Origin of the sequence: Acinetobacter sp. ANC 4973 (assembly GCF_002135275.1) — a bacterium.
Lineage (GTDB): Bacteria > Pseudomonadota > Gammaproteobacteria > Pseudomonadales > Moraxellaceae > Acinetobacter > Acinetobacter kyonggiensis.
The window spans coordinates 1-24,152 of record NZ_NEGM01000016.1; the positions used below are offsets into that span (position 1 = coordinate 1).

At 37.1% G+C, this 24,152-nt stretch carries 21 protein-coding genes; 8 read left to right on the forward strand and 13 right to left on the reverse strand.

The window, feature by feature from the left end; all coding sequences use genetic code 11:
• Positions 1–253: 253 nt before the first annotated feature.
• The gene (locus B9T30_RS14220) at positions 254–1,951 is read right to left on the reverse strand and encodes a BapA/Bap/LapF family prefix-like domain-containing protein (RefSeq protein WP_205666515.1); all 1,698 of its coding nucleotides are present in this window, start codon (positions 1,949–1,951) and stop codon (positions 254–256) included.
• A gap of 772 nt (positions 1,952–2,723) precedes the next feature.
• Between B9T30_RS14220 and ribBA the strand changes: the two genes are divergently transcribed.
• Genes ribBA through B9T30_RS14260 form a run of 8 tightly spaced genes read left to right on the forward strand, consistent with a single transcriptional unit; the run spans position 2,724 to position 10,887 of the window.
• On the forward strand, positions 2,724–3,845 hold the full coding sequence (gene ribBA, locus B9T30_RS14225) for a bifunctional 3,4-dihydroxy-2-butanone-4-phosphate synthase/GTP cyclohydrolase II (RefSeq protein ID WP_086185584.1): 1,122 nt from the start codon (positions 2,724–2,726) through the stop codon (positions 3,843–3,845).
• Between the two features lie 11 nt (positions 3,846–3,856).
• The gene (gene ribE / locus B9T30_RS14230) at positions 3,857–4,327 is read left to right on the forward strand and encodes a 6,7-dimethyl-8-ribityllumazine synthase (RefSeq protein ID WP_004649641.1); all 471 of its coding nucleotides are present in this window, start codon (positions 3,857–3,859) and stop codon (positions 4,325–4,327) included.
• A 3-nt stretch (positions 4,328–4,330) separates the two neighbouring features.
• Positions 4,331–4,780 (forward strand): transcription antitermination factor NusB, encoded by a 450-nt coding sequence (gene nusB, locus B9T30_RS14235; RefSeq protein WP_004649642.1) that lies wholly within the window; start codon positions 4,331–4,333, stop codon positions 4,778–4,780.
• 20 nt (positions 4,781–4,800) lie between these two features.
• Entirely contained in the window at positions 4,801–5,718 is a 918-nt protein-coding gene (gene thiL, locus B9T30_RS14240; RefSeq protein WP_086185585.1) for a thiamine-phosphate kinase, read from the forward strand.
• Positions 5,696–6,223, forward strand: a complete 528-nt coding sequence (locus B9T30_RS14245) for a phosphatidylglycerophosphatase A (RefSeq protein ID WP_086185586.1) — start codon at positions 5,696–5,698, stop codon at positions 6,221–6,223. Before thiL ends, B9T30_RS14245 begins: the two co-directional genes overlap by 23 nt.
• A 17-nt stretch (positions 6,224–6,240) precedes the next feature.
• Positions 6,241–7,605, forward strand: a complete 1,365-nt coding sequence (gene glmU / locus B9T30_RS14250; protein ID WP_086185587.1) for a bifunctional UDP-N-acetylglucosamine diphosphorylase/glucosamine-1-phosphate N-acetyltransferase GlmU — start codon at positions 6,241–6,243, stop codon at positions 7,603–7,605.
• A gap of 12 nt (positions 7,606–7,617) precedes the next feature.
• A complete protein-coding gene (glmS, locus tag B9T30_RS14255; RefSeq protein WP_086185588.1) occupies positions 7,618–9,456 on the forward strand; it encodes a glutamine--fructose-6-phosphate transaminase (isomerizing) in 1,839 nt (612 codons plus the stop codon).
• Positions 9,457–9,516: 60 nt separating this feature from the next.
• Positions 9,517–10,887 (forward strand): phosphomannomutase, encoded by a 1,371-nt coding sequence (locus tag B9T30_RS14260; RefSeq protein ID WP_086185589.1) that lies wholly within the window; start codon positions 9,517–9,519, stop codon positions 10,885–10,887.
• Between the two features lie 52 nt (positions 10,888–10,939).
• On the opposite strand, the gene galE is transcribed toward B9T30_RS14260, so the two are convergent.
• The 12 genes from galE to B9T30_RS14320 all read right to left on the reverse strand — a co-directional run bounded on the left by galE (position 10,940) and on the right by B9T30_RS14320 (position 24,137).
• Positions 10,940–11,959, reverse strand: coding sequence for a UDP-glucose 4-epimerase GalE (galE, locus tag B9T30_RS14265; protein ID WP_086185590.1), 1,020 nt, complete (start codon positions 11,957–11,959; stop codon positions 10,940–10,942).
• Complete coding sequence (pgi, locus tag B9T30_RS14270; protein WP_086185591.1) at positions 11,952–13,622, reverse strand: glucose-6-phosphate isomerase; 1,671 nt, start codon at positions 13,620–13,622, stop codon at positions 11,952–11,954. The genes galE and pgi overlap by 8 nt, the downstream gene beginning before the upstream one ends.
• Positions 13,619–14,884 (reverse strand): UDP binding domain-containing protein, encoded by a 1,266-nt coding sequence (locus tag B9T30_RS14275; RefSeq protein WP_086185592.1) that lies wholly within the window; start codon positions 14,882–14,884, stop codon positions 13,619–13,621. Before B9T30_RS14275 ends, pgi begins: the two co-directional genes overlap by 4 nt.
• A 12-nt stretch (positions 14,885–14,896) precedes the next feature.
• Positions 14,897–15,772, reverse strand: coding sequence for a UTP--glucose-1-phosphate uridylyltransferase GalU (galU, locus tag B9T30_RS14280; protein ID WP_086185593.1), 876 nt, complete (start codon positions 15,770–15,772; stop codon positions 14,897–14,899).
• Between the two features lie 32 nt (positions 15,773–15,804).
• Complete coding sequence (locus B9T30_RS14285; RefSeq protein ID WP_086185594.1) at positions 15,805–16,428, reverse strand: sugar transferase; 624 nt, start codon at positions 16,426–16,428, stop codon at positions 15,805–15,807.
• Positions 16,429–16,828: 400 nt separating this feature from the next.
• On the reverse strand, positions 16,829–17,971 hold the full coding sequence (locus B9T30_RS14290; RefSeq protein ID WP_086185609.1) for a glycosyltransferase family 4 protein: 1,143 nt from the start codon (positions 17,969–17,971) through the stop codon (positions 16,829–16,831).
• Between the two features lies 1 nt (position 17,972).
• Positions 17,973–18,893 carry a glycosyltransferase gene (locus B9T30_RS14295; protein ID WP_086185595.1) on the reverse strand — a complete coding sequence of 307 codons (921 nt, stop codon included), beginning with the start codon at positions 18,891–18,893 and terminating at the stop codon, positions 17,973–17,975.
• A gap of 28 nt (positions 18,894–18,921) precedes the next feature.
• Positions 18,922–19,569, reverse strand: a complete 648-nt coding sequence (locus B9T30_RS14300) for a glycosyltransferase (RefSeq protein WP_086185596.1) — start codon at positions 19,567–19,569, stop codon at positions 18,922–18,924.
• Between the two features lie 10 nt (positions 19,570–19,579).
• Complete coding sequence (locus B9T30_RS14305) at positions 19,580–20,527, reverse strand: glycosyltransferase (protein WP_086185597.1); 948 nt, start codon at positions 20,525–20,527, stop codon at positions 19,580–19,582.
• Positions 20,528–20,617: 90 nt separating this feature from the next.
• Positions 20,618–21,643: a hypothetical protein gene (locus B9T30_RS14310; protein ID WP_143223215.1), complete on the reverse strand. Its 1,026-nt coding sequence runs from the start codon at positions 21,641–21,643 to the stop codon at positions 20,618–20,620.
• Between the two features lie 45 nt (positions 21,644–21,688).
• Positions 21,689–22,855: a nucleotide sugar dehydrogenase gene (locus B9T30_RS14315; RefSeq protein WP_086185610.1), complete on the reverse strand. Its 1,167-nt coding sequence runs from the start codon at positions 22,853–22,855 to the stop codon at positions 21,689–21,691.
• 13 nt (positions 22,856–22,868) lie between these two features.
• The gene (locus B9T30_RS14320; protein WP_086185599.1) at positions 22,869–24,137 is read right to left on the reverse strand and encodes an oligosaccharide flippase family protein; all 1,269 of its coding nucleotides are present in this window, start codon (positions 24,135–24,137) and stop codon (positions 22,869–22,871) included.
• Positions 24,138–24,152: the final 15 nt, after the last annotated feature.

Sequence of the window (24,152 nt, forward strand, 5' to 3'; positions counted from 1 at the left end):
CCCCCGTCCCCCCGGTAGATCCTGTACCGCCTGTAGCGCCAGTCACACCAGTAGAACCAGTTGCGCCAATATCACCAGTCACACCGGTAGAGCCTGTTCCACCTGTAGAACCAGTTGCACCAATATCACCAGTCGCACCGGTAGATCCCGTTCCACCTGTGGCACCCGTAGAGCCTGTAGAACCAGTTGCGCCAATATCACCCGTCGCACCCGTAGATCCCGTTCCACCTGTGGCACCCGTAGAGCCTGTAGATCATGTTCCGCCTGTAGCGCCAGTCACACCAGTAGAACCAGTTGCACCAATACCACCAGTCGCACCGGTAGAGCCTGTAGATCCTGTCCCGCCTGTAGCTCCAGTCACACCAGTAGAACCAGTTGCGCCAATATTACCCGTCGCACCGGTAGATCCTGTCCCGCCTGTAGCGCCAGTCACACCAGTAGAACCAGTTGCGCCAATATCACCCGTCGCACCGGTAGAGCCTGTTCCACCTGTAGCGCCAGTTTCGCCTGTAGCGCCGTCCGCGCCTTTTAGATACTTGATTAGATCCTGTACTGTCGAACCTACTGGCAATTCACCCGCATCAATCAATAGCTCTAAAGCAGATTTGCCATCTTGACCATCGGCACCGTCCGCGCCTTTTAAATACTTGATTAGATCCTGTACTGTCGAACCTACTGGCAATTCACCCGCTTCAATCAACAGTTCTAAAGCAGATTTGCCATCTTGACCATCGGCACCGTCTGCGCCTTTTAGATACTTGATTAGATCCTGTACTGTCGAACCTACTGGCAATTCACCCGCATCAATCAATAGCTCTAAAGCAGATTTGCCATCTGCACCGTCCACACCTTTCAGATACTTGATTAGATCCTGTACTGTGGAACCTACAGTTAATTCACCCGCTTCAATCAACAGTTCAAGCGCTGATTTTCCATCCGCTCCAGTAGCGCCTGTAGAACCCGTTGCACCAATCTCACCCGTCGCACCGGTAGAGCCTGTTCCACCTGTAGCACCCGTAGAGCCTGTAGATCCTGTCCCGCCTGTAGCGCCAGTAGAACCAGTTGCACCAATATCACCCGTCGCACCGGTAGAGCCTGTTCCACCTGTCGCGCCTGTATCGCCCGTCGATCCCGTTCCGCCTGTAGCGCCTGTTTCACCTGTAGCGCCTGTTTCACCAGTTTCGCCCGTCGATCCCGTTTCACCTGTGGCACCAGTAGGTCCCGTTTCCCCAATAGAACCTGTTATATCTACAGTAATAATTTCTGTACCTGTATTACCAGAGCCATCTGTGACTTCAACAGTGACTTCTTCTCCATCAATTAATGGTCGTGTTAAATCAATATCAACACTGCCATCTTTAATGACATTGCCTTCACCAATAACATTGCCGTTTTGATCTTTAATGACCACTTTGCCATCTTCATTTGATTTAACATTAATCGTTTCTTGATCTTTTTGAGTCGCATCAATCATTGGCGGAGTGGTATCAAGGATTGGTGGAGTGGTATTGTTCGTTGGATTATCATTATTGTTATCGTGGTTGCCAGCCCAAGCCAAAATTCCGGCAGCAGCTAATGGTATTGCTGCCCATAACAAAGGATTCGCTACACCTTCAGAATATAATAAAAGCTCAACTTCTTCTAAATTGCTATAAACAACATGATCTAAAAATACACCTTGTTCATCTGTAAACCGAACCCAAAGCAATTCATTATTCGAATTTAATACCAAGCTATGATCAGCATTAAAAAAGCCATTTAAGGTAATAACTTCGCCATTTTTTAAAACAATGACAGCATTATCATATTCTTTTCGTATCTCCAAAATATCATCTTTTGACAAATTCAGCCTGACAACTGTTGGAGTGTTCGTAAGATTAATATTTTTTATATCTGCTGATAAGTTGCTTTCTATATGAGAAATCTTATCAATTAAGACATTTTCATTCATACATCTACCCTCTTTTAAAATTATTATCTAGAAATGTAGTTTTATTAAAATAAAAATTATTAACAGAAAACATACCATTTCAGTCGGGTTTTAAAACAGATTTTAACAATAATTTACACTCATAGATTTTAAAATTAAGATATTGATTTTTATTGTTAATATAAAAAAATAAAGCTAAAATTAAAAATTATAATTACCAAATATTTTATTTTTATATCCAATAATAAGAAAAATTTAGTCAAAATACTTAGGATAAATACCTTGTCATGCGACTTAAATACGCTCTATTTATGCTCAATACATGGCTCTGTAAATAAAAAATGCTCTTACATTTTAAATAAGATGACCTCATTACGGGGAGCAGTACTCAATCACTTTTTCGACATAAATAATGACTAAATCATATGAAGGGATCAGCAGGATTGAGAAAGGGAAATGATCAAATAATGACTCAAATGTAAATACAATGATCTCATCACAAAGTAGCGCGTATGCTTAAGCTGCGTTTGATACAAAAACAGCTCAAAATCGGACAAACCCTGATCATTTTGCATAAGCTTGTCATTATTTATGCATTTCAAATGTTTAAAGATTAGTCACAATCTGGTCTTTTAAAATAAAGCCCTCTTTTCAAGCATTCTACGACTGTGTATAACAATGGGCAGTTGAGGGAAAACTGATAAGCATAGGCAAAGGACGTCAAAACACGTTAGACTATGCAACAATCAATACAAGCAAAATGTCGTTTGAGACAAAAAGAAGGTGAAGATTGATGCCGCTCAATACCGTTGAAGAGCTCGTAGCAGATATCCGTGCAGGAAAAATGGTCATCCTGATGGATGATGAAGATCGTGAAAATGAAGGTGATTTAGTTATTGCTGCGACACATGTCCGTCCAGAAGACATCAACTTTATGATCACGCATGCACGTGGTTTAGTTTGCTTAACGCTGAGTCGCGACCGTTGTCAGCAACTTAATCTTCCACTTATGGTCGATGCAAACGGCGCACAGCATGGTACGAATTTCACACTTTCTATTGAAGCAGCAGAAGGTATTTCAACAGGTATTTCACCTGCTGAACGTGCGCACACCATTCAAACGGCTGTTGCAGCTCATGCTAAACCTGCTGACATTGTTCAGCCGGGTCATATTTTCCCATTAATGGCACAACCCGGTGGCGTACTGCACCGTGCAGGTCATACCGAAGCTGGTTGTGACTTATCACGTCTTGCAGGACTTGAACCGGCCTCTGTAATTTGTGAAATCATTAATGAAGACGGCACTATGGCACGTCGTCCAGACCTTGAAGTTTTCGCAGAAAAACATGGTTTAAAAATAGGCACCATCGCGGATTTAATTCATTACCGCATGACCAATGAACAAACCGTTGAACGTATTGATCAACAAACCCTAGACACTGAATACGGCACTTTTGATTTGTATCGTTACCGTGAATTGGGTAATCCAGATATTCATTTGGCTTTAGTGAAAGGTCAGCCTAAAGAAGGCGTGACGACGGTTCGTGTCCATGGCTTTAGCCCAGTTCGTGATTTATTGAAACTCAATAAACAAGATGGTGAACCTGCATGGAACTTAGACCGAGCGCTAAAAGAGATTGCCAACAGTGATCGCGGTGTTTTGGTGTGGATTGGTCAACGCCATTTACAAGATTTGGGTCCTGCTTTAAGCAACTTAACAGCACCAAAACCAAGCAAATCAAATGCAGCACTTTCTCAGCAATATCAAACGATTGGTGTAGGTGCACAAATTTTACGTGATTTAGGCGTTGAAAAGATGAAGCTACTAAGCTCACCTTTACGTTTTAACGCACTATCAGGCTTTAATTTAGAAGTGGTGGAATATATCACCGCAAATCAAACAACAGAGAAATAATCGAGGTTGCTATGGCAGTTCGCCGTATTGAAGGTATGTTACATCTCGCGAGCGAAGGCCGTTACGCGATTTTAGTGGGCCGTTTTAATAGCTTTGTGGTCGAACATCTATTAGAAGGTGCAATTGATACATTGAAACGTCATGGTGTATCAGAGGATAATATTACCGTTGTTCATGCACCGGGCGCATGGGAACTTCCTGTGGTTGCAAAAAAACTTGCCGCTTCAGATCGTTTTGATGCGATCATTGCACTGGGTGCTGTGATTCGTGGCAGCACACCTCACTTTGATTTTGTTGCTGGTGAATGCGCTAAAGGTTTAGGCGTTGTTGGTCTAGATACTGGCTTACCAGTGATTAACGGTGTACTTACTACGGATAGTATTGAACAAGCGATTGAACGCTCTGGTACAAAAGCAGGTAATAAAGGTGGCGAAGCTGCCCTTACTGCAATTGAAATGGTTAACTTGTTAAAGGCTATTTAAAGCATGTCGCAAACACTTCAAGCTACTTATGCAGCGAAACGTAAAGCACGTCGCTTTGCTGTACAAGGAATTTATGAATGGCAGATGAGCCACAATCCCGTCCATGAGATTGAAGCACGTACGCGTGTGGAAAATGCCATGCACAAAGTGGATCTCGGCTATTATCATGAATTGTTAACTCAAGTGGTTGCCAATCATGAAGCATTGGATGCGCTCCTAATCCCTGTGCTTGACCGTGAACTTAATGCCTTAGATGGTGTTGAGCTGGCAGCACTTCGTCTAGGCGCATATGAACTCAAAGATCATCTTGAAATTCCATATCGCGTTGTTCTAGATGAGTCCATTGAGCTTGCTAAACACTTTGGTGGTGCTGACAGCCATAAATACATCAATGGTGTATTAGACCGTTTAGCAACCAGCTTACGTGCAGCAGAAAAGCAACAAGCCGACTAATTTTTCAGTAGATTTGTTGTATGGCTGAGTTTTCCATCATTGACACTTATTTCAATCGACAGAATCGAAATGCTGTCGACTTAGGTGTCGGTGATGACTCAGCCTTGCTCACCCCCCCACCCAACCAACAATTGGTCATCTGTGCCGATACTTTGGTTGCCGGTCGACATTTCCCTTTAGACACCATTCCGCATGCCATTGGCTGGAAATCTGTTGCCGTCAATTTATCCGATATTGCCGCAATGGGGGCCAAACCGCACAGCATTTTACTGGCCTTGAGCTTACCCCAAATTGATCATGACTGGCTCAAAGGCTTTAGTCAGGGTTTATATGATTGTTGCGATCAATTTGGCGTCAGTTTAATTGGTGGTGATACCACGCAAAGTCCACACCTCACTCTTTCAGTGACCGCACTGGGTTGGGTTGAATCGGGTCAAGCCGTAACACGTTCAGGTGCGCAAATAGGTGACTATATTTGTGTCAGTGGGCACGTTGGTGATGCTGCTTTTGCTTTGCAGCATCTCGGTCATGCACTACAAAAGCGTTTGGATTACCCGACACCGCGCTGTCAACTCGGACAACAGCTTAAAGGCTTAGCCTCAGGCATGATTGATGTATCGGATGGTTTAGCCCAAGATTTAGGTCATATTCTCAAAGCATCTCATGTCGGTGCTCAAATTCAATTAGATAAACTTCCAATAAGTGAAGCACTTCATATTTTACCTCAAGAAAAACAATGGCATCACGCTTTAGCGGGTGGCGATGATTACGAATTATGTTTTACCATCAGCCCACAAAATTACGATAAACTTTTGCAACAAAAATTAGATATTAATATTACGATTATTGGACAAATTACCAAACAAAAGGGATTAACTTTTGAGCTGGATGGTGCACACTATCCATTACAATTTCATGGATACCAACACTTTGCATAAACCCGCAATCAATTTTAAAAACATGGCTTGGTTCAACCGCTGTATCGTGTTTTGCGGTGTTGGATTTGGTTCTGGACTGCTGCCAAAAGCACCGGGCACCTTTGGTTCTGCTTTCGCATTGCTGTTTATTCCAATTTGGCTGGCACTGGGGTTTTTAAACGCCACATTGGCTATAATTGTCATGTCTGTTGTTGGCATCTATATTTGCGGGCAAACTGCTAAAGTGATGGGGGTTCATGATGATGGGCGTATTGTTTGGGATGAGTTTGCTGGACAATCGATTACCTTTTTACCGCTCATTTATTTAGGGGTCATGAACTGGTATTGGGTCTTGATTGGATTTGCTTTATTTCGTTTGTTTGATGTATGGAAACCTTGGCCTATCAGCGTGATTGATCGTCAAGTTGGTGGTGGTTTCGGCATTATGCTGGATGATATTATCGCTGGCATTTGGGCTGCCCTGTGCATCTGCATTTATTTATATTTTGTGATTGGCTTAAGCTAAAACTTGTAGGATTGCACATGTCTACTAACGTTATTATTCTTGCTGCAGGTAAAGGAACACGTATGCGTTCAACTTTACCGAAAGTATTACAACCTCTTGCAGGACGTCCTTTATTGGGACATGTGATTGAAACTGCAAAAAAACTCAATGCAGCAAATATTATTACCATCTATGGTCATGGTGGAAATCTGGTTCAACAAGTATTTTCGCAAGAAAATGTAGAATGGGTTGAACAAGCTGAACAACTCGGTACAGGTCATGCTGTGAAAGTGACTTTGCCCGTGTTACCTACGGACGGCGTATCGCTGATCCTCTCGGGTGACGTGCCGTGTATTACCGAGGCTACCTTAAAAAAATTACTGCAAGCCTCTACAGAAACGGGGATTGGCATTGTGACCCTAACAGTTGATGATGCCACAGGTTATGGTCGTATTGTACGTAAAAATGGTGAAATTCAAGCCATTGTTGAGCATAAAGATGCCAACGATGAACAACGCAAAATTAAAGAGTTTAATACCGGTATTTACTGCGTCAACAATGCCAAATTGCATGAATGGTTACCCAAACTGTCCAATGAAAATGCGCAAGGTGAATATTACCTAACCGATATTATTGCCATGGCGATTGCCGATGGTTTAAGCGTGGCTTCGGTTGAACCAGAATTGGCTTTTGAAGTTGAAGGGGTCAACGACCGCGTGCAACTGGCAACGCTGGAACGTGAATTCCAAAACAACCAAGCCAAAAAACTGATGCAGCAAGGCGTACATTTAATAGACCCTGCACGTTTTGATTTACGTGGCCATTTAAGCGTCGGTCAAGATGTTCGTATTGACATCAACGTGATCATTGAAGGTGATTGTGAATTTGGTGATCATGTCGAAATTGGTGCAGGTTGCGTGATTAAAAACAGTAAAATTGCCGCAGGCACCAAAGTACAACCCTATAGCATTTTTGATAATGCAATTGTCGGTGAAAATGCCCAAATTGGACCATTTTCACGTTTACGCCCTGGCGCTAAACTTGCCGATGACGTACATATTGGTAACTTCGTTGAAGTGAAAAACTCCAGTATTGGTCTAGGTTCTAAAGCCAATCACTTCACTTATTTAGGTGATGCTGAAGTCGGTGCAGGTTCAAATATTGGTGCAGGTACGATCACCTGTAACTACGATGGTGCAAATAAGTTTAAAACCATTATTGGCGATTGCGCTTTTATCGGTTCAAATAGCTCACTGGTTGCCCCAGTCCATATTGGCAATGGTGCAACGGTTGGTGCTGGATCGGTGATTACCCGTGATGTTGCAGAAAATAGTTTAGCTTTCGAGCGTTCAAAACAAGTGGCCAAAGAAAACTATCAACGCCCCCAAAAAGTGGAAAAATAAGAGGATTTAAATATGTGCGGAATTGTTGGTGGCGTTGCTGAACGTAATATTATCAATATTTTAATTGAAGGTCTTAAACGCCTTGAATACCGTGGCTATGATTCAGCAGGTGTTGCGCTGATTAATCAAGGCCAAGTTTTACGCGAACGTCGTGTCGGTAAAGTGGTCAATTTAGAACACGCAGTCAATGAAGCAAATATCGAAGGTTCATTAGGCATTGCCCATACACGTTGGGCAACGCATGGCAAACCGACTGAAAATAATGCCCATCCGCATATTTCGGGTACAGTTGCAGTGGTGCATAACGGTATCATTGAGAACTATCAAGAGCTCAAAGATAATCTTGAGTCCCTCGGTTATGTCTTCACCTCGCAAACAGATACCGAAGTTGTCGCGCATTTAATCAATGATGCCCTAAAATCGACGTCTAGTCTTTTAACCGCTGTGCAACAAGTGGTTCCACAACTTAAAGGGGCTTATGCACTCGGAATCGTGCATACCGATCATCCAGATGAATTGATCACGGTTCGTGAAGGCTCGCCACTGGTAATTGGTGTGGGGATTGGCGAAAACTTTATTAGCTCTGACCAATTGGCTTTATTGCCGATCACGAATCGTTTTATTTACCTCGAAGAAGGTGATATCGCACGCTTAACCCGTAGCAGCATTGAAGTCTTTGTTGAAGGTCAATTGGTTGAGCGTCCTGTGAAAGAATTAGATGCAACCGTGAGTACGGTGTCTAAAGGCGAATATAAACATTACATGCTCAAAGAAATTTATGAGCAGCCCGAAGCGATTCAACAAACTATTTCCCAAGCACTCAATAGCAATGCATTACGTGACGATTTCTTAGCCGAAGCGGTTGCCGACTTTAAAAGCATTCAACAAATACAAATCATTGCCTGTGGTACCAGCTACCATGCAGGCATGATTGCAAAATATTGGTTTGAACAACTGATTGATTTACCTTGTCAGGTGGAAATTGCCAGTGAATTCCGCTATCGCACACCGGTCATTGTCAATCACACGCTGTATATCTGTATTTCTCAATCAGGTGAAACTGCCGATACTTTAGCCGCACTGCGTGATACGCAAAAACGTGCGCTGGCAAAAAATTTAGACATTGTCACCATGACCATTTGTAATGTGGCAACCTCTTCAATGGTGCGTGAAACCAAGCATAGTTTACTGACTTTGGCTGGACCTGAAATTGGGGTGGCTTCAACCAAAGCATTTACCACGCAACTTGCCGCACTAATGCTGTTGGTTTTAAAAATTGGTCAAGTGAAGCAAAGTATTGCTGTTGAAAAAATGACGACCATCATTACTGATCTATGGCATACGCCAAAAGTTATTTTAGATACCTTGCAGCAAAATAAAGATATTTTACGTTTGTCTGAATTGTTTGTTGAAAAACAACATTGCCTATTCCTAGGTCGTGGCACAGAATTCCCGATTGCGCTTGAAGGTGCATTAAAGCTGAAAGAGATTTCTTATATTCATGCTGAAGGCTATGCAGCAGGCGAACTCAAACATGGGCCGCTTGCACTGGTCGATAATGATATGCCTGTGGTTATTCTTGCACCGCAAGATGACATGCTGGATAAGCTGAAATCGAATATGGAAGAAGTTCAAGCCCGTGGTGGTGAACTGTTTGTTTTTGCTGACGAGAATAGCGGCATTAAAGAAAAAGATCGCCAACATGTGGTGTTTGTACCCCATGTAAGTGCGCTTCTTGCACCGATTGTTTACAGTATTCCAGTGCAGCTATTGTCTTATCATGTCGCGGTATTACGCGGCACCGATGTCGATCAGCCACGTAACTTGGCAAAATCAGTCACTGTAGAATAACTTCGGATCAAAAGGTCAGTTTAAACTGGCCTTTTTCTTCTGTCTTAAATGAGAAAAGTCATGACCCAACTCACTTGTTTTAAAGCCTATGATATTCGTGGCAAACTTGGTACAGAACTAAATGAAGACATTGCCTATAAGGTCGGTCGAGCTTATGGTCAAATTTACCAGCCGAAAACAGTGGTGATTGGCTGTGATATCCGCTTAAGCAGTGAAGCATTAAAACAAGCCACCATCCGTGGTTTAAATGATGCAGGTGTTGATGTCCTCGATTTAGGCATGACAGGCACAGAAGAAGTCTATTTCGGTGCCTTCCATTTGGATGTACAAGGTGGTATTGAAATTACCGCGAGCCATAATCCAATGGATTATAACGGGATGAAATTGGTTCGTGAAAATGCACGACCGATTGGTGCCGATTCTGGTTTAAAAGAAATTCAAGCATTGGCTGAATCTGGTAACTTTATACAGGTCGAGAACAAAGGTACTGTACAAAATTATAATGTTTTGCCTGAATTTATTGAACATTTGATGACCTATATTGCGCCTGAAAAAATCAGTCCTTTAAAGCTGGTGGTCAATGCAGGTAATGGTGCAGCAGGTCATGTGATTGATGCGATTGAAGAACAATTCAAGCAACTGAATATCCCTGTTGAATTTATCAAAATCAATCATCAGCCAGATGGTACTTTCCCCAATGGTATTCCCAACCCTATTTTAGTGGAAAATCGTGCCAGCACTTCTGAAGCAGTGATCATGCATCAAGCCGATATGGGCATTGCTTGGGATGGCGACTTTGACCGTTGCTTCCTGTTTGATGAAAAAGGTCAATTTATTGAAGGCTACTATATTGTTGGTCTACTGGCCCAAGCCTTCTTACTGAAGCAGTCGGGCGAAAAAATCGTGCATGATCCACGCTTGGTTTGGAATACTTTAGCCATTGTGGATGAACTGCAAGGTATTGCTGTGCAATCGCAATCTGGGCATTCATATATTAAAGAGAAGATGCGTGAACACAATGCGGTTTATGGCGGTGAAATGAGTGCGCACCACTATTTTCGTGATTTTGCTTATTGCGATAGTGGCATGATTCCTTGGTTATTGGTCATTGGCGTGTTATCTGAAACCAAACAATCGCTTTCTACCTTGGTAGAAAACATGATTACTAAATTCCCGTGTAGTGGTGAAATCAATTTTAAAGTTGCCAATACAGCCCAAACCATTCAAAAGATTTTTGATTATTATGCCGATCAAAACCCTGAAATAGATCAAACAGATGGGGTCAGTCTTAACTTTGGCGCATGGCGTTTTAATGTCCGTGCGTCTAATACTGAACCTTTACTGCGTTTGAATATTGAAAGTCGTTTAGATCACAATCCTAAACCGATGCAAGATTATGTAGATGAACTCACTGCGTTAATTCAGAGCTAAGCTTGAATAAAAAATGGGAGCACAATGCTCCCATGTTTGACTTTAAAATAAATTAATTTTTATACCCGGTTGGGTTTTGTTTTTGCCAATTCCAACTGTCTGCCAACATATCTTCTAGATCATATTGCGGCTGCCAGTCCAATTCTGCTACAGCACGCGCATTGTCGGCAAATGATGTTGCCACATCACCTGCGCGACGCGCTACAAACTCAAAAGCAACCGCTACACCAGTGACCTGTTCAAAGGTATTTTTAACTTGTAAAACTGATGAACCATTGCCTGTACCAATATTCCATGCACGACAACCTTGAGCATTTAAACGATTATTCAACGCACATAAATGCGCAGTGGCTAAATCGACCACATGAATATAATCACGCACACCCGTCCCATCCACCGTATCGTAATCATTGCCAAAAATAGCCAATTTTTCTCGACGACCGACCGCAACCTGAGTCACATAGGGCATCAAATTATTCGGAATGCCTTGCGGGTCTTCACCAATGCGACCACTTTTATGCGCACCAACGGGATTAAAATAACGCAATAATGCAATCGACCAACGCTCATCTGCAATGCACAGCTTTTGTAATAATTGCTCGACAATCAGTTTGGTATAACCATAATTATTGTTCGGTATGCCTGTTGGCATATCTTCATTCAGCGGTGATATATTGGCTTCATCATAGACCGTTGCCGATGAGCTAAAGACTAAATTAAATACGTTTGCGCGCTCCATCGCTTGTACTAAGCAAATTGAACCGGCAATATTATTGTCAAAATACTTCAGTGGAATCTGTTGACTTTCACCTACAGCTTTTAAACCCGCAAAATGAATGACGGCATCAATTTGATGTCCCGCAAAGACGGAATCCAAAGTTTGTGCATCTCGAATATCACCTTCAACAAAGGCTAAAGATTTTCCTGTCAGTGCTTGCACACGGTTTAAAGACTCTGCTGAACTATTAGATAAATTATCCAGCACAACAACCTCATGCCCTGAATTTAACAGTTCAACACAGGTATGTGAGCCGATATAACCTGCGCCACCCGTCACTAAAATTTTAGCCATCTGCTTTTCCCAGTAAAATTCTTAATAAACCTTGCGTTGAAGAATCAAGATCGGAAACATCAGCTTGCTCTTGATTGAGAATCGGTAACAGTTGATTGGCAATTTCTTTACCCTTTTCTACGCCCCATTGGTCAAATGGATTAATATTCCACATCACGGATTGCACAAATACCTTGTGCTCATACATCGCAATGAGCATACCTAAACTGCGTGGATTCAACTCTTTTAACAGAATTGTTGTGGTCGGTTGGTTGCCTGCATATTGTTTATATTTGGGTGAACTTTCTACTTCTTCCAGATCTAGAACATGATTGCCAAAGGCCAATAGACGTGATTGCGCCAAGCAATTCGAGAGGGCTAAATGGTGTTGTTCAATTAAAGCCTCTGCATTTTCAACATAGGTAAATTGATTGGCATTATAGCGTTTCACCGGTGCAATAAAGTCACAACTCACAGCATGTGTACCTTGATGCAATAACTGATAAAAAGCATGTTGCGCATTTGGTCCAACTTCACCCCATAAAATTGGGCACGTATCTAATACGACTTTTTCACCAGAACGCTGAATGGATTTACCATTCGACTCCATTTCCAATTGTTGTAAATAAGCCGCAAAATATTTTAACCGCCCATCATAAGGAAGTACCGCATGGGTTTGAATATTCAGGAAGTTATTATTCCATATTCCTAATAACCCCATTAACACAGGAATATTTTGTTCAAGTGGTGTGTTCTGAAAATGCTGATCCATTTCATAAGCACCAGCCAAAAATTGCTGAAAGCCCTGAACACCAATAGTTAACGCAATAGGTAAACCAATACACGACCACAGTGAATAGCGCCCACCGACCCAATCCCACAGTAAGAATTGATTCTCAGCACTAATTCCCCACTCGGTCATCTTCTCGGGCTTGGTTGAAACACCGACAAAGTGACATTTTAGAACTGATTTCGACGTCCCTAAAGATTGCTCAAGCCAGCATCTTGCCGTTTGTGCATTAGAAAGCGTATCAATGGTGCCAAAAGACTTGGATGAAATAATAAACAAGGTCGTTTCTGGGCGAAACTGATGTAAAAGATCTGAAAGTTGGCTGCCATCCATAGTGGATACAAAATGAACTTTTAATTTTTGAGCAGTTTGAACTTTAAAATCAGTCAGCGCTTGAGACACCATTAAAGGACCGAGATCTGATCCACCCACACCAATATTGACCACATCATGAATGACCTCACCTGTAGCCCCCCGATACTGACCCTGATGAATTTTCTCGACCAACTGATACATACGATCAAGCTGGCTATGTACCAGCTCTGCCAAATCTGCATGTGCACTATTTTGCTTCGGCAAACGCAAAGCCCAATGCATCGCTGCACGATTTTCAGTGTAATTAATTTTTTCTAAAGAAAATAAGCGCTGAATCCAGCTGCTCAAATGTTGCGATTCTGCATAACCAATAAGCTCATGAATAATACGCTCATCAACACGGTGCTTACTATAATCAAAACATAACTGACCCGTATGAACCGAGTATTCATCAAAACGTTTTTTATTTTTTTGAAATAAATAATTTAAATTAATCTCTTGCTCTTGCTGGGCAAAACTTTTTAGTTTTTCCTGAATCAGATCCGTATCATGCAAGGGAAGCTTTTCAATACTATTCATGAACGCCCCACCCCTTCATATGCAAATCCTTGCGCTTTCACATAAGATGGATCATAGACATTACGACCATCTAAAATAAAAGGATGTTGCATTAACTGTTTTAAATATTTGTAATCTGGGCTCCAATATTGTTTCCATGCGGTAATCAAACAGAGTGCATCAGCGCCACGTACCGCTTCATATTGGTCATCACACAAAACTAAATCATCTCGCTGCCCATAAATACGTTCAATTTCTTTTAATGCTTTCGGATCGTGCAGCTTAACTGTCACGCCCTGTGCCCAAAATGCATGCAGCATGCTATGAATGGGTGAATTCACTACACTTGAAGATTTCGCTTTAAATGCTGCACCCCAAATGGCAACCGTTTTGCCCTGAAGTTCAGCATGATAATAATTCCAAAATTTTCGAAAAAGGACTTCTTTTTGCTGTTCGTTAATATCCCAAACTTGTTGTAAGAGTCGACTATGATTTCCTGAATCAAAAATAGTTTGCGATAAAGTCAGAATATCACGGGAGAAATTTTCACCACCAAAACCAACACCCGCATATAAATAACTGGATCCAATACGATTATCCGCACTGAGACCTTTGCGTACATTTTCAATATCAATATTCAACTTTTCAGCAACCAGAGCCAAATCATTCATAAAGCTAATGCGTGTTGCCAACATGCCGGAAATACTGAGTTTAGTGAATTCAGCATCCAAAATGGGCATAAAAATAAGTTGTTCTTCCCGTGGAAAGAACGGACGTAGAAGTTCTGTAATCTGCATTTTTGCAAACTGATCTTGATCAAAACCAACGACAATCGATTTCGCCTGAGTCAAACTCTCTATCGAGCGACCATCCTGTATAATATCAGGTAGATAGACCCACGCATCTTTAGGTAAAAGCTGCTGAAGTTTTGATGTCCCATTGAAGCCAAAAGTAGAACCATTAATCATGAGCTTGGGATGAATAATGGCTTTTTGGCTTAAATTCTCAGCAAACGCGATTGCATCGTCAAAATTTGAAGGATTAAATGCAAATAAATAAACGTCAAAGTCTTTTTCAAGAATAGCTTGATCTGTGATCTGTAAAAATTTTTGACTCAGCTGTACTTCTATCGCATGTGTTAGCTCTGAATCAAAATTTAACTGTCGTAGCTCAAAATGCGTTAAATCCGATGCGGGACACCAAGAAACAAAGTGTCCCATTTCTGCAGATAAGGCACTCATTACGGCTGCTTGTAAAGTTGCACCGAATACCGCAATTTTCATAATTGACGAACCTTAAATGTCTAATTCTTTAATCAGCTGTTTAAAATCAGCGCCTAATGTTACATGTTCAACACCATAGTGTAACACCGCTTTGAGATAACCAATTTTACTGCCACAGTCAAAAGTTTGACCTTTCATTCGGTACGCTTCAACCGCTTCCGTTTGCTGTAACATTGCAATTGCATCGGTGAGTTGAATTTCATTGCCTGCACCTTTAGGTGTTTGTTCTAAAAGTTGCATGATTTTTGCTGGCAAAACATAACGTCCAACCACTGAAAGATTCGAAGGTGCTGTGTCAATAGCTGGCTTTTCTACAATCCCCTGCATAACAACACTTTCACCTTCAGCGGGTGATTGTTCAACATCAACAATACCATATTGATCAACCAAGTGATCTGGCACAGCTTCAACCATAATTTGTGCAGCTTGAGATTGTTCAAAGCGCTGCATCATCAAGAATAAATCATTTTTACTGTCTGCATCTTTAACCAAAACATCGGGGAGAAGAACAGCAAAATCATCATCACCCACCACTGCTTTTGCACACAATACCGCATGGCCTAAACCCAAAGGTTGCGGCTGACGAACACTAATCACTTGAATATGTGAAGGTAAAATTTCAGTAATTTCTTTGAGTAAATCAAATTTCTTTTTATGTTCTAAGGTCGTTTCAAGTTCAAAGTTACGATCAAAATAATTTTCAATAGAAGCTTTTGATGAATGTGTCACCAAAATAATTTGTTCAATACCTGCTGCAACAGCTTCACGTACCACATATTCAATGGCTGGACGGTCAACCACTGTCACCATTTCTTTAGGAATCGACTTACTTGCGGGTAAAAAACGTGTACCTAAGCCTGCAACAGGGAGAATCGCTTTTTTGATCATAATAATTCACTACAATACCGAAAATAAAAAACTTACTGATGAGATGCTGATTTAGATTCTTGTGCTGGGTTACTTGAAAAACGACTGGCGCCTACAGTTTGATCAGGGGCATTAATTCCTTCTTTCTTCACCATCACCTTAACTGTCTTAAGCATAATTTTGAAATCGAGCCCAACCGATTGCTTATCGACATATTCTACATCTAATTCAAACTTTTCTTCCCAAGACAAGTGATTACGCCCACTGACTTGTGCCAACCCTGTCATACCGGGACGAACTTCATGGCGACGCATTTGTTCATCTGTATAATGTTCTAAAAATTCTTTCATTTGAGGGCGCGGACCAACGATACTCATATCCCCTTTTAGGACATTAATGAGTTGTGGCATTTCATCTAAACTTGTAGAACGCAATTTATGTCCAAATGGCGTTATTCTCTTATCATCTGGTAAGGGACTTCCTTCTTTATCAAATGCATCCTTCATAGAACGAAACTTCATCATTTTAAAAATTTTACCGTCTTTTCCTGGACGTTCTTGATAAAAGAAGATTGGAGCACCTAAATGCTTTCTTACTTTGTAGCAAACCAATAAGAAAATAGGCGACAATATAATTAATGCGAAAGTCACAATAATAATATCTAATAAGCGTTTCATTTCTCACCCCATTTTTAAATAATCAAGTTTTAAACACATCAAAAAACACTTTATTTAAAAAATTAAATTCATGAATTAAAGTGCTCGTTTTCTATAACCTTAACTGTTTAGAAATATTTTTAAATTTGTTGTGCAGTATACCCCGAATTGCGTAATGAGAAAAATAGTAAAAACCACTCAATAATATCAGTTTTTCGATGTCTCTATATAAGTGACAATTATATTAAGCTGCTTTCAATTTATTTGCTAAAATTGATTTCTAACGTATATAACTTGCAAGATCCTGTGATACACAATATGCATAAGGAACTTGTTTCAGAATTTTTAATTCATAAAGTAAAATTTTCAATTTTGATAAAAATTATAAATTTCCTTAAAGAAAATAAAATTGTTTAATAAATTATATATTCATAATTTTTAACAATTTTATGTTTACTTTTTCAGCATCAAATTTGTCTTGGGCTATTTTATAACTTTCATATCCCATAAGATTAATTTGCTCTGGATGTTCAATAAAGTACATCATTTTATCCGCTAACATAGCTACATTCCATTTTGGAATCAAAAATCCATTAACTCCATCGACAACAGTTTCTCTGCACCCAGGTACATCAGTGGTAATTACGGGACGTCCTATTGCCATAGCCTCTTGAGTACTACGTGGTACGCCTTCTCGATAATATGAAGGTAAAACAAAAACTGCGCTGTTTTGAATCTCTTCAGCTACATTATTTACAAATCCTGGATATTCAATAATTCCTGTTGATACTACATCATCTAACTCTTGCTTAGAAAGTCCATAAGGATTTTCTAAATCTAAGCCACCAATAACTTTAAAATGAGCATTTGGATATTTAGATTTCACTATTTTAGCCGCTTCTAAATACTCATATATCCCTTTTTCAGCTAATAATCTCGCAATAAATATAAAAGAAATTTGATTTGAACTATCCCATGCTTTGTAAGGATAATCTTTCAAATCTAAACCTATCGGACCTAATATTTCTACAGCATTATTTTTGTGGTAAATTTTATTATTTTTTATTAAATCAATAGGATCATCTTTATTTAAAAAAATAATTTTATCTAAAATAGGAAATACAATTCGATAAAGTGAAACTTGAAAAAATCTAATCAACTTAATTTTTAGAGTCTGACCATGAGGATGCTCTGTAAAAGGAGAGCCTAAGCCTTCAATCATTCCTACAATATTATTAACTCCAGCAAATTTAGCAGCTAAAGAACCATAAATTACAGGTTTAGTAAAAAATGAAAAAACCATGTCAGGTTTATGCTGTTTTATATAAGCTTTAAGTTCTAACATTGATTTAATATCGTTAAAAGGATTTAAACCGCTTCGGCTTAGCCTATAAGTGATGACCTCTGCACCCAACTCTTTAATTTTTTCCAACCAATAATCATCATACTCCGACACCAAAGCATAAACTTGGAAGCCTTTTTCAACACATGAAATTATAAAATCTTTTCTAAATAGAAATAGATTAGAAGCAGTTGTACCGATGAGAAAAATTTTTTTATTCACATTATTTACCACTATAATTTAAAATAAAATTAATTAACCCCGAACTTTCAAAAACATTATCCCATTTTTTAACTTTTGTAACATTATTATAGTTCCCATATTCTTTATAAAAACTATAAAAATCATTTTTAAAGAAAGAAAAGTCATCAAAAAAAATTAAAGAAATATTATTATTTTCAACATAATCTTCAACCCATTTATATTTATTTGATATAACTGGAATCCCCATAGAAAGATATTCCAATAATTTTGTTGAAGTTTGTAAATTATATGGGTATAAATTTGGAACAAAATTAATTGCAAAGCGACATTTATTAATTAAACTTGGAACAATAGAATTTTCTACTCTTCCACTAAAGATAATATTTTTATATTTATTCTCTCCTAATTTATTTTCTCCAATCATCAAAACTTTAAAATTGGATTTTCCAAAGAAATCTATAAGTTCATCTGAATTCCTTTCCTTAGAAATCTCACCTATATAACAAAAATCAAATTCTTTTTGATCGTAATTGAAATCATAGGACTTAAAAAAGGTTTCTTTCACAGCCATATCTCTAAAACCGTAAGGAATATTATCTTTAAAATTAAACTCCTCAAATACATTAGTGTTTAAAAAAGACCTATATATTGGTTTTTTTTGAAAATTACGTTTAATGAAATTCTTAAATAAAATATACCTCCCCGTTGAGATTGATGCATAATCATGGATTTCTGGAATTTTAAAATCCTCAAATATAAAAGATGAAAAACCCATCAACCTATAAATTAAGTCAAAATCATTCTGCCTTTTTTTAATTTCGTCAAACTCTAGAATCTGACAAAAAATTTTATCTGAGTATTTTGTGCTTAAATAATCAGATAAAGCATATATTTCAGGACCATAACAAAATTCAGGTTTTAAAAGAGCTAACTTAATCATTTAAAGCACCGCAAATAAATAAAATATTTTAACTAAATTGACTTTTTAAAAAATCAAAAATTTTTTGTATTTTAGTTCTTTTCCACGAAAAATTCCAATGATGTATTGCGTAAGTATTTTTTGTTATATCACAAAAAAACAATTGTTTTACTTTCTGATTTTTATCATATGGATTATAGGGATAAAAATACTCATGACTATATATAGAAATATTACTAAATTTATTTTTGTTAAAAATTTTTGTGAGAACTGCAGGTGAAGTTTCATACTTTTTTAAGTTATCATAATAATTAAGAACTTGTTCTAAATATATATGGCCTGAAACTGAACCGACTACACCAGCACTAACATATTGACCTTCGCAATCCTCAGAACCCGAAAAAAACTCATTGTCCAGTAATGGAGTTAGATCTTTAACTATCTCTATATCCGTATCTAAATAAACACCACCATAATTATATAAAGCATAAAATCTTACATAATCAGCAACAAATGCATATTTTTTATCAGTTAGGGCCTTTTTTACAAAGGGATGATCTATTGGCGAATTTTTTTCATTCCATAAGACTATTTCCCAACCAATTAATTTCTTATTCCAAGATGCTATGCACTTTTCAACCATTGGTGAATACTGATTGGGTCCAAACCAACAAAAATGAATTTTTTTAGGAATCATATTAATCAACTCAACGATTAAGATTAAATATATTTTTAAACATCCTATAACAAAATATTGCTGTAAATTTTGTTATATAAAAATTTAAATTAGATATATTCTTATAGTATAAAGAATTCTTACAACTATAAATATGCTTATAATACCATATTAATGCAGCTTTCAGACCTTTTGAACTCATAGTTAAATCCATTCTTAAGGTTAAAAATTGTTTATAAATAATTATATCTAAGCTATCTTCGATTTTTTCATATAATTCAAGGCCAAAATCTGCACTAGTGAGCAATTTAGGTTTAAAACTATTGACTGAACTATTACTATGCACCCGATATGATACTAAATTTTCATCAATATTTTTAATATTTTTAACTTTCTTATATAATTTTGGAAATGCCATCATATCTTGATAATTAACATTTTTTGGAAAAAAATCTGAATCTATAAATTGTCTTTTAACAACCCTTAACCAAGAAAACCAAGCCTTTTTAGAATAAATTTCTATAATTTCATCCTCATTCAATATAAAAGATAAATTATCATTAACTAGCTTTATTTCATTAATTTTATTTTTTTCACCACCTGATGAAACAAATACTTCACAATTAAATTGGATTAAATCAGGTGAAACTTCAATTGCACTCATGATCTGATTAATATAATCACAAGAAACTAAATCATCGGGATCTAAAAATGTTATATAATCTCCGGTTGATTTAGAAATACCATAATTTCTAGCAACGCTTTGCCCCTGATTTTCTTGCTCCAGCCATATCACATTAAATCTTGTATAATTATTTTTATTGTAATATTCTTTAAGTATTAATATAGAACTATCTTTTGTACCATCATCTACTATAATCAACTCAACATTTTCATTTAATTGAGGAAATAGACTTTCCGAAAAATCTAAAACAAAATTTTCAACACCATAAACAGGAACAATAATACTTAATTTCATACTTCCTCTCTAAAATATATACCTAATCAATATTAAAAAATATATTATTATATATTTTGCATTAAACAAATTATAATGCAAAATGATTTTTTATTTAATCATTTTAATAGAAAAGGAATTAAATGACAAAGCAAATATCAACCATGTCAAATGATTAAAAGCAAAAGACCCCTCAAAAAGACCTAGAACCATAAATGAACAGAATATTGCCAACCTTAAACTAGAATCTTCATTTTTCTTATTTTTAAAAAATATAATAAACAATGAAAGTAAATATATAACACCCCAAATACCATATACCAATATTATGGCTAGAAATAAATTATCCAATGATCCAATATTTTTAACAAAAACTAGATACTCCCCATATCCCAAACCAGTCAGATAATTATTTTTCAGATATGGCAAATAAAATAAAATTCTAGCTATACGACCATTTTCACCATCTTCAATGAAACGATTAATAATATTCGAATTATTTAAAAAGTAAATAAAAGGAAATAACATCATTAAAAAATAAAAAATATTTTTTAATTTAACCCCGCTATACAAAAATGATGCTAGAATAAAAAATAGCATAGCAGATCTGGATTGACTAACTAAAAGAATAAAAAGTGGAAAAATCATAAGAATTATTTTTTTATTTACATAATAACCGAACGCACATATAGCACTTAAAAGTCCTATCATATTCGGATTTAATTCCTCACCATTTGAAAGAACAGGCCAAAATCTTGTTTCAAAACTCAAAACATTAGATATATCACCTACTTTCTGTTCTAATGTAAATAAATAAAGTAAAAATATCAAAAAAACATTAGAATACGCACTTAAAATAATTTTAGGATTATCTTTAAACCTTTCCGAAATCAAGATAATCGAAAAAAACATTAATACAAAATATTTAAAAGTATCAAACCCTAAAAATATAAAATATAAAGAGAAAATAAAAGAAATTAAAATAGATTCTCTTACTTTATTAAATATTTCATAACAAAATAAAAATGAAAATATTAAAAAAATATAACTTGAGAAAATGATAGATAAAATAAAACAACTCACTACTAAATAAGCATAAACTGTTGTTTTATTAAGCTTAAAATTTAAATTAATCAATTTTCCCTACACCATAAAAACTAATTAAAAAATTTATATTTTTCATCAATTTTCTCCAAACAAATCACGTGTATAAACTTTGGCTTTTACCGCTTCCAAATCTACATGCATACGATTTGCCAAAATTACATCTGACTTAGATAAAAACTCTGTTAATTCACTCTGTAAAGCATAACCTTCAAACTCTTTCGTTTTTAATGTTGGCTCATACACAATCACATCAATATTGTATTCTTTTAACTCACGCATAATATCCTGAATCGCGGAATCACGAAAATTGTCAGAACCAGCTTTCATAGTCAGACGGTATATACCCACCACATTTGGACGCTTCTTCAATATCTCTTTTACGATAAATTGCTTACGCGTTTTATTTGAGTGAATAATCGCTTGAATTAAATCCTGTGGAACATCTTTATAGTTTGCTAGCAACTGTTTGGTATCTTTAGGCAAACAGTAGCCGCCATAACCAAATGAAGGGTTGTTATAATGCTGACCAATACGTGGGTCCAAACCCACCCCACGCACAATATCAAAACTGTCTAAAGCATGCTTAGCACAATAAGTATCTAGTTCATTAAAATAAGCCACACGCATCGCTAAATAAGTATTTGAAAACAACTTCACTGCTTCTGCTTCTGTAGAATGCATACATAAAGTTGGCGCATTTTTCTCTACAGTTGCATTTAAATACAATGCTGCGATTTGTTCCGCACGTTCCGATTTTTCCCCGACTATAATCCGTGATGGATACAAGTTGTCATACAGTGCTTTGCCCTCTCGCAAAAATTCGGGACTAAAGATGATTTGTTCTGTTTGAAACTTTGCTTTAATTTGTGCTGTATAACCTACAGGAATCGTAGATTTAATAATAATTGGTGCAGTTGTATTGATTGGTAAAATATCTGCAATAACGCTTTCAATTGAAGATGTATCAAAAGAATTGCTGTCTGAATCATAATTGGTAGGCGTTGCAATAATAATATAGTCTGCATTTTTATAAGCTGCTTCTTTATCTAGCGTCGCTGTTAATTTTAGCTCAGTGTCTTTTAATATCTTCTCAATATAGTCATCTGCGATTGGAGAAAGACGTTGATTAATCAGTTCAACACGTTTGGCATCGATATCTAAACTGTTAACAGTGTGCTGTCGTGCAAATAACACTGCATTTGAGAGTCCTACATACCCCGTGCCGACAACTGTTATATTCAACATTATTCTATTCCTATTGTTTCATTTTTAATGAATTTTTAAAAAATGGGAAAAGGTGAATTTTAAATATTAATCCACCTTTATAAAAATAATTAAATACGGTCAATGAAAGAAGTTCAATGATGAATACACTATAAGCCGCACCGATTAATCCATATGCATAAATCATTCCATAAGATATCGGCAATGCACTTAAAGCAACGAACAACATTTTTTTAGAAATATACTCATAACTTTCTTCTTTAACCATCAATCGTGCTGCAATAGTCCCTAATCCACTTAACATCGTTGAAAGCGCTAAAATAATAAGTAATTTATAGGCCTCTTGATATGCTGCACCGTATAATGTTTCTATAAGCCACTGCCCCAATAATCCTAAGACAGTAACCACAGATAAAGAAACAGCTAAAATAACTAAATTTAGCTTGGCGATCATTACATAAGACTCATAATGACTTTTTTCTCTATAAATTTTACTTAGTACAGAAGTAATCACTGAAAAGTTGATAAATGACCAAGCTGTGCCCAACGTAACAGCCACTGCATAAATCCCAAGATCTTTTAGAGATGTTAGTTTTGCTAACATTAGACTGGTAATTTGCGTATAAAAACTTATAGCTAAGGTTGATATGACTAAAGAACCACCAGCTAAAAAATAATATTTTCGATATTTCTGTTGATTCAGTATTGGTGTTTTAAGACTTCGATTAAACCAGTATCGCTTTAGCACATATGGAATTAGAGTGACCAACACTATGGGAATGGAAAGATATGCATATTCCAGTTCGAATAGCACAATCACATATCGTACTGCTAATGCAATTGACAAGCCCACCATATTCACAATTGCATTGATATAAGAGTGAAGCACAGCATTATTATAAACGGCATAAATATCTTGCGTAATAAAATATGTTGCAAATGCTGTAGCTATACCAAAAATAAGTGTTAATAAGTCTGTAAAAATATACAAAGTAAATAATATTGGTAGGCTCATGAGCAAAAATAAATAAAATCTTATTTTTTGAGTATTAGATAAATAATTTAATCCAGATTGATGGTTTTTACTGACGCGTTTAAATAAAATTTCTTGATTACCAAACCAAGTTAGCGTTTGGACAAAAGCAAATAATGTTGTAGCTAATGCTATTTTTCCAAAATTGGTTGGCCCAATATATTTTGCAACATATGACGTTACAAAAATCAACCCAAATATTGAGATAACTTTTTCAAGCATCATCCACAGTGAATTAGATACAATTTTTCCTGAAAAAATTCCCATAACTAAAATTAGGCC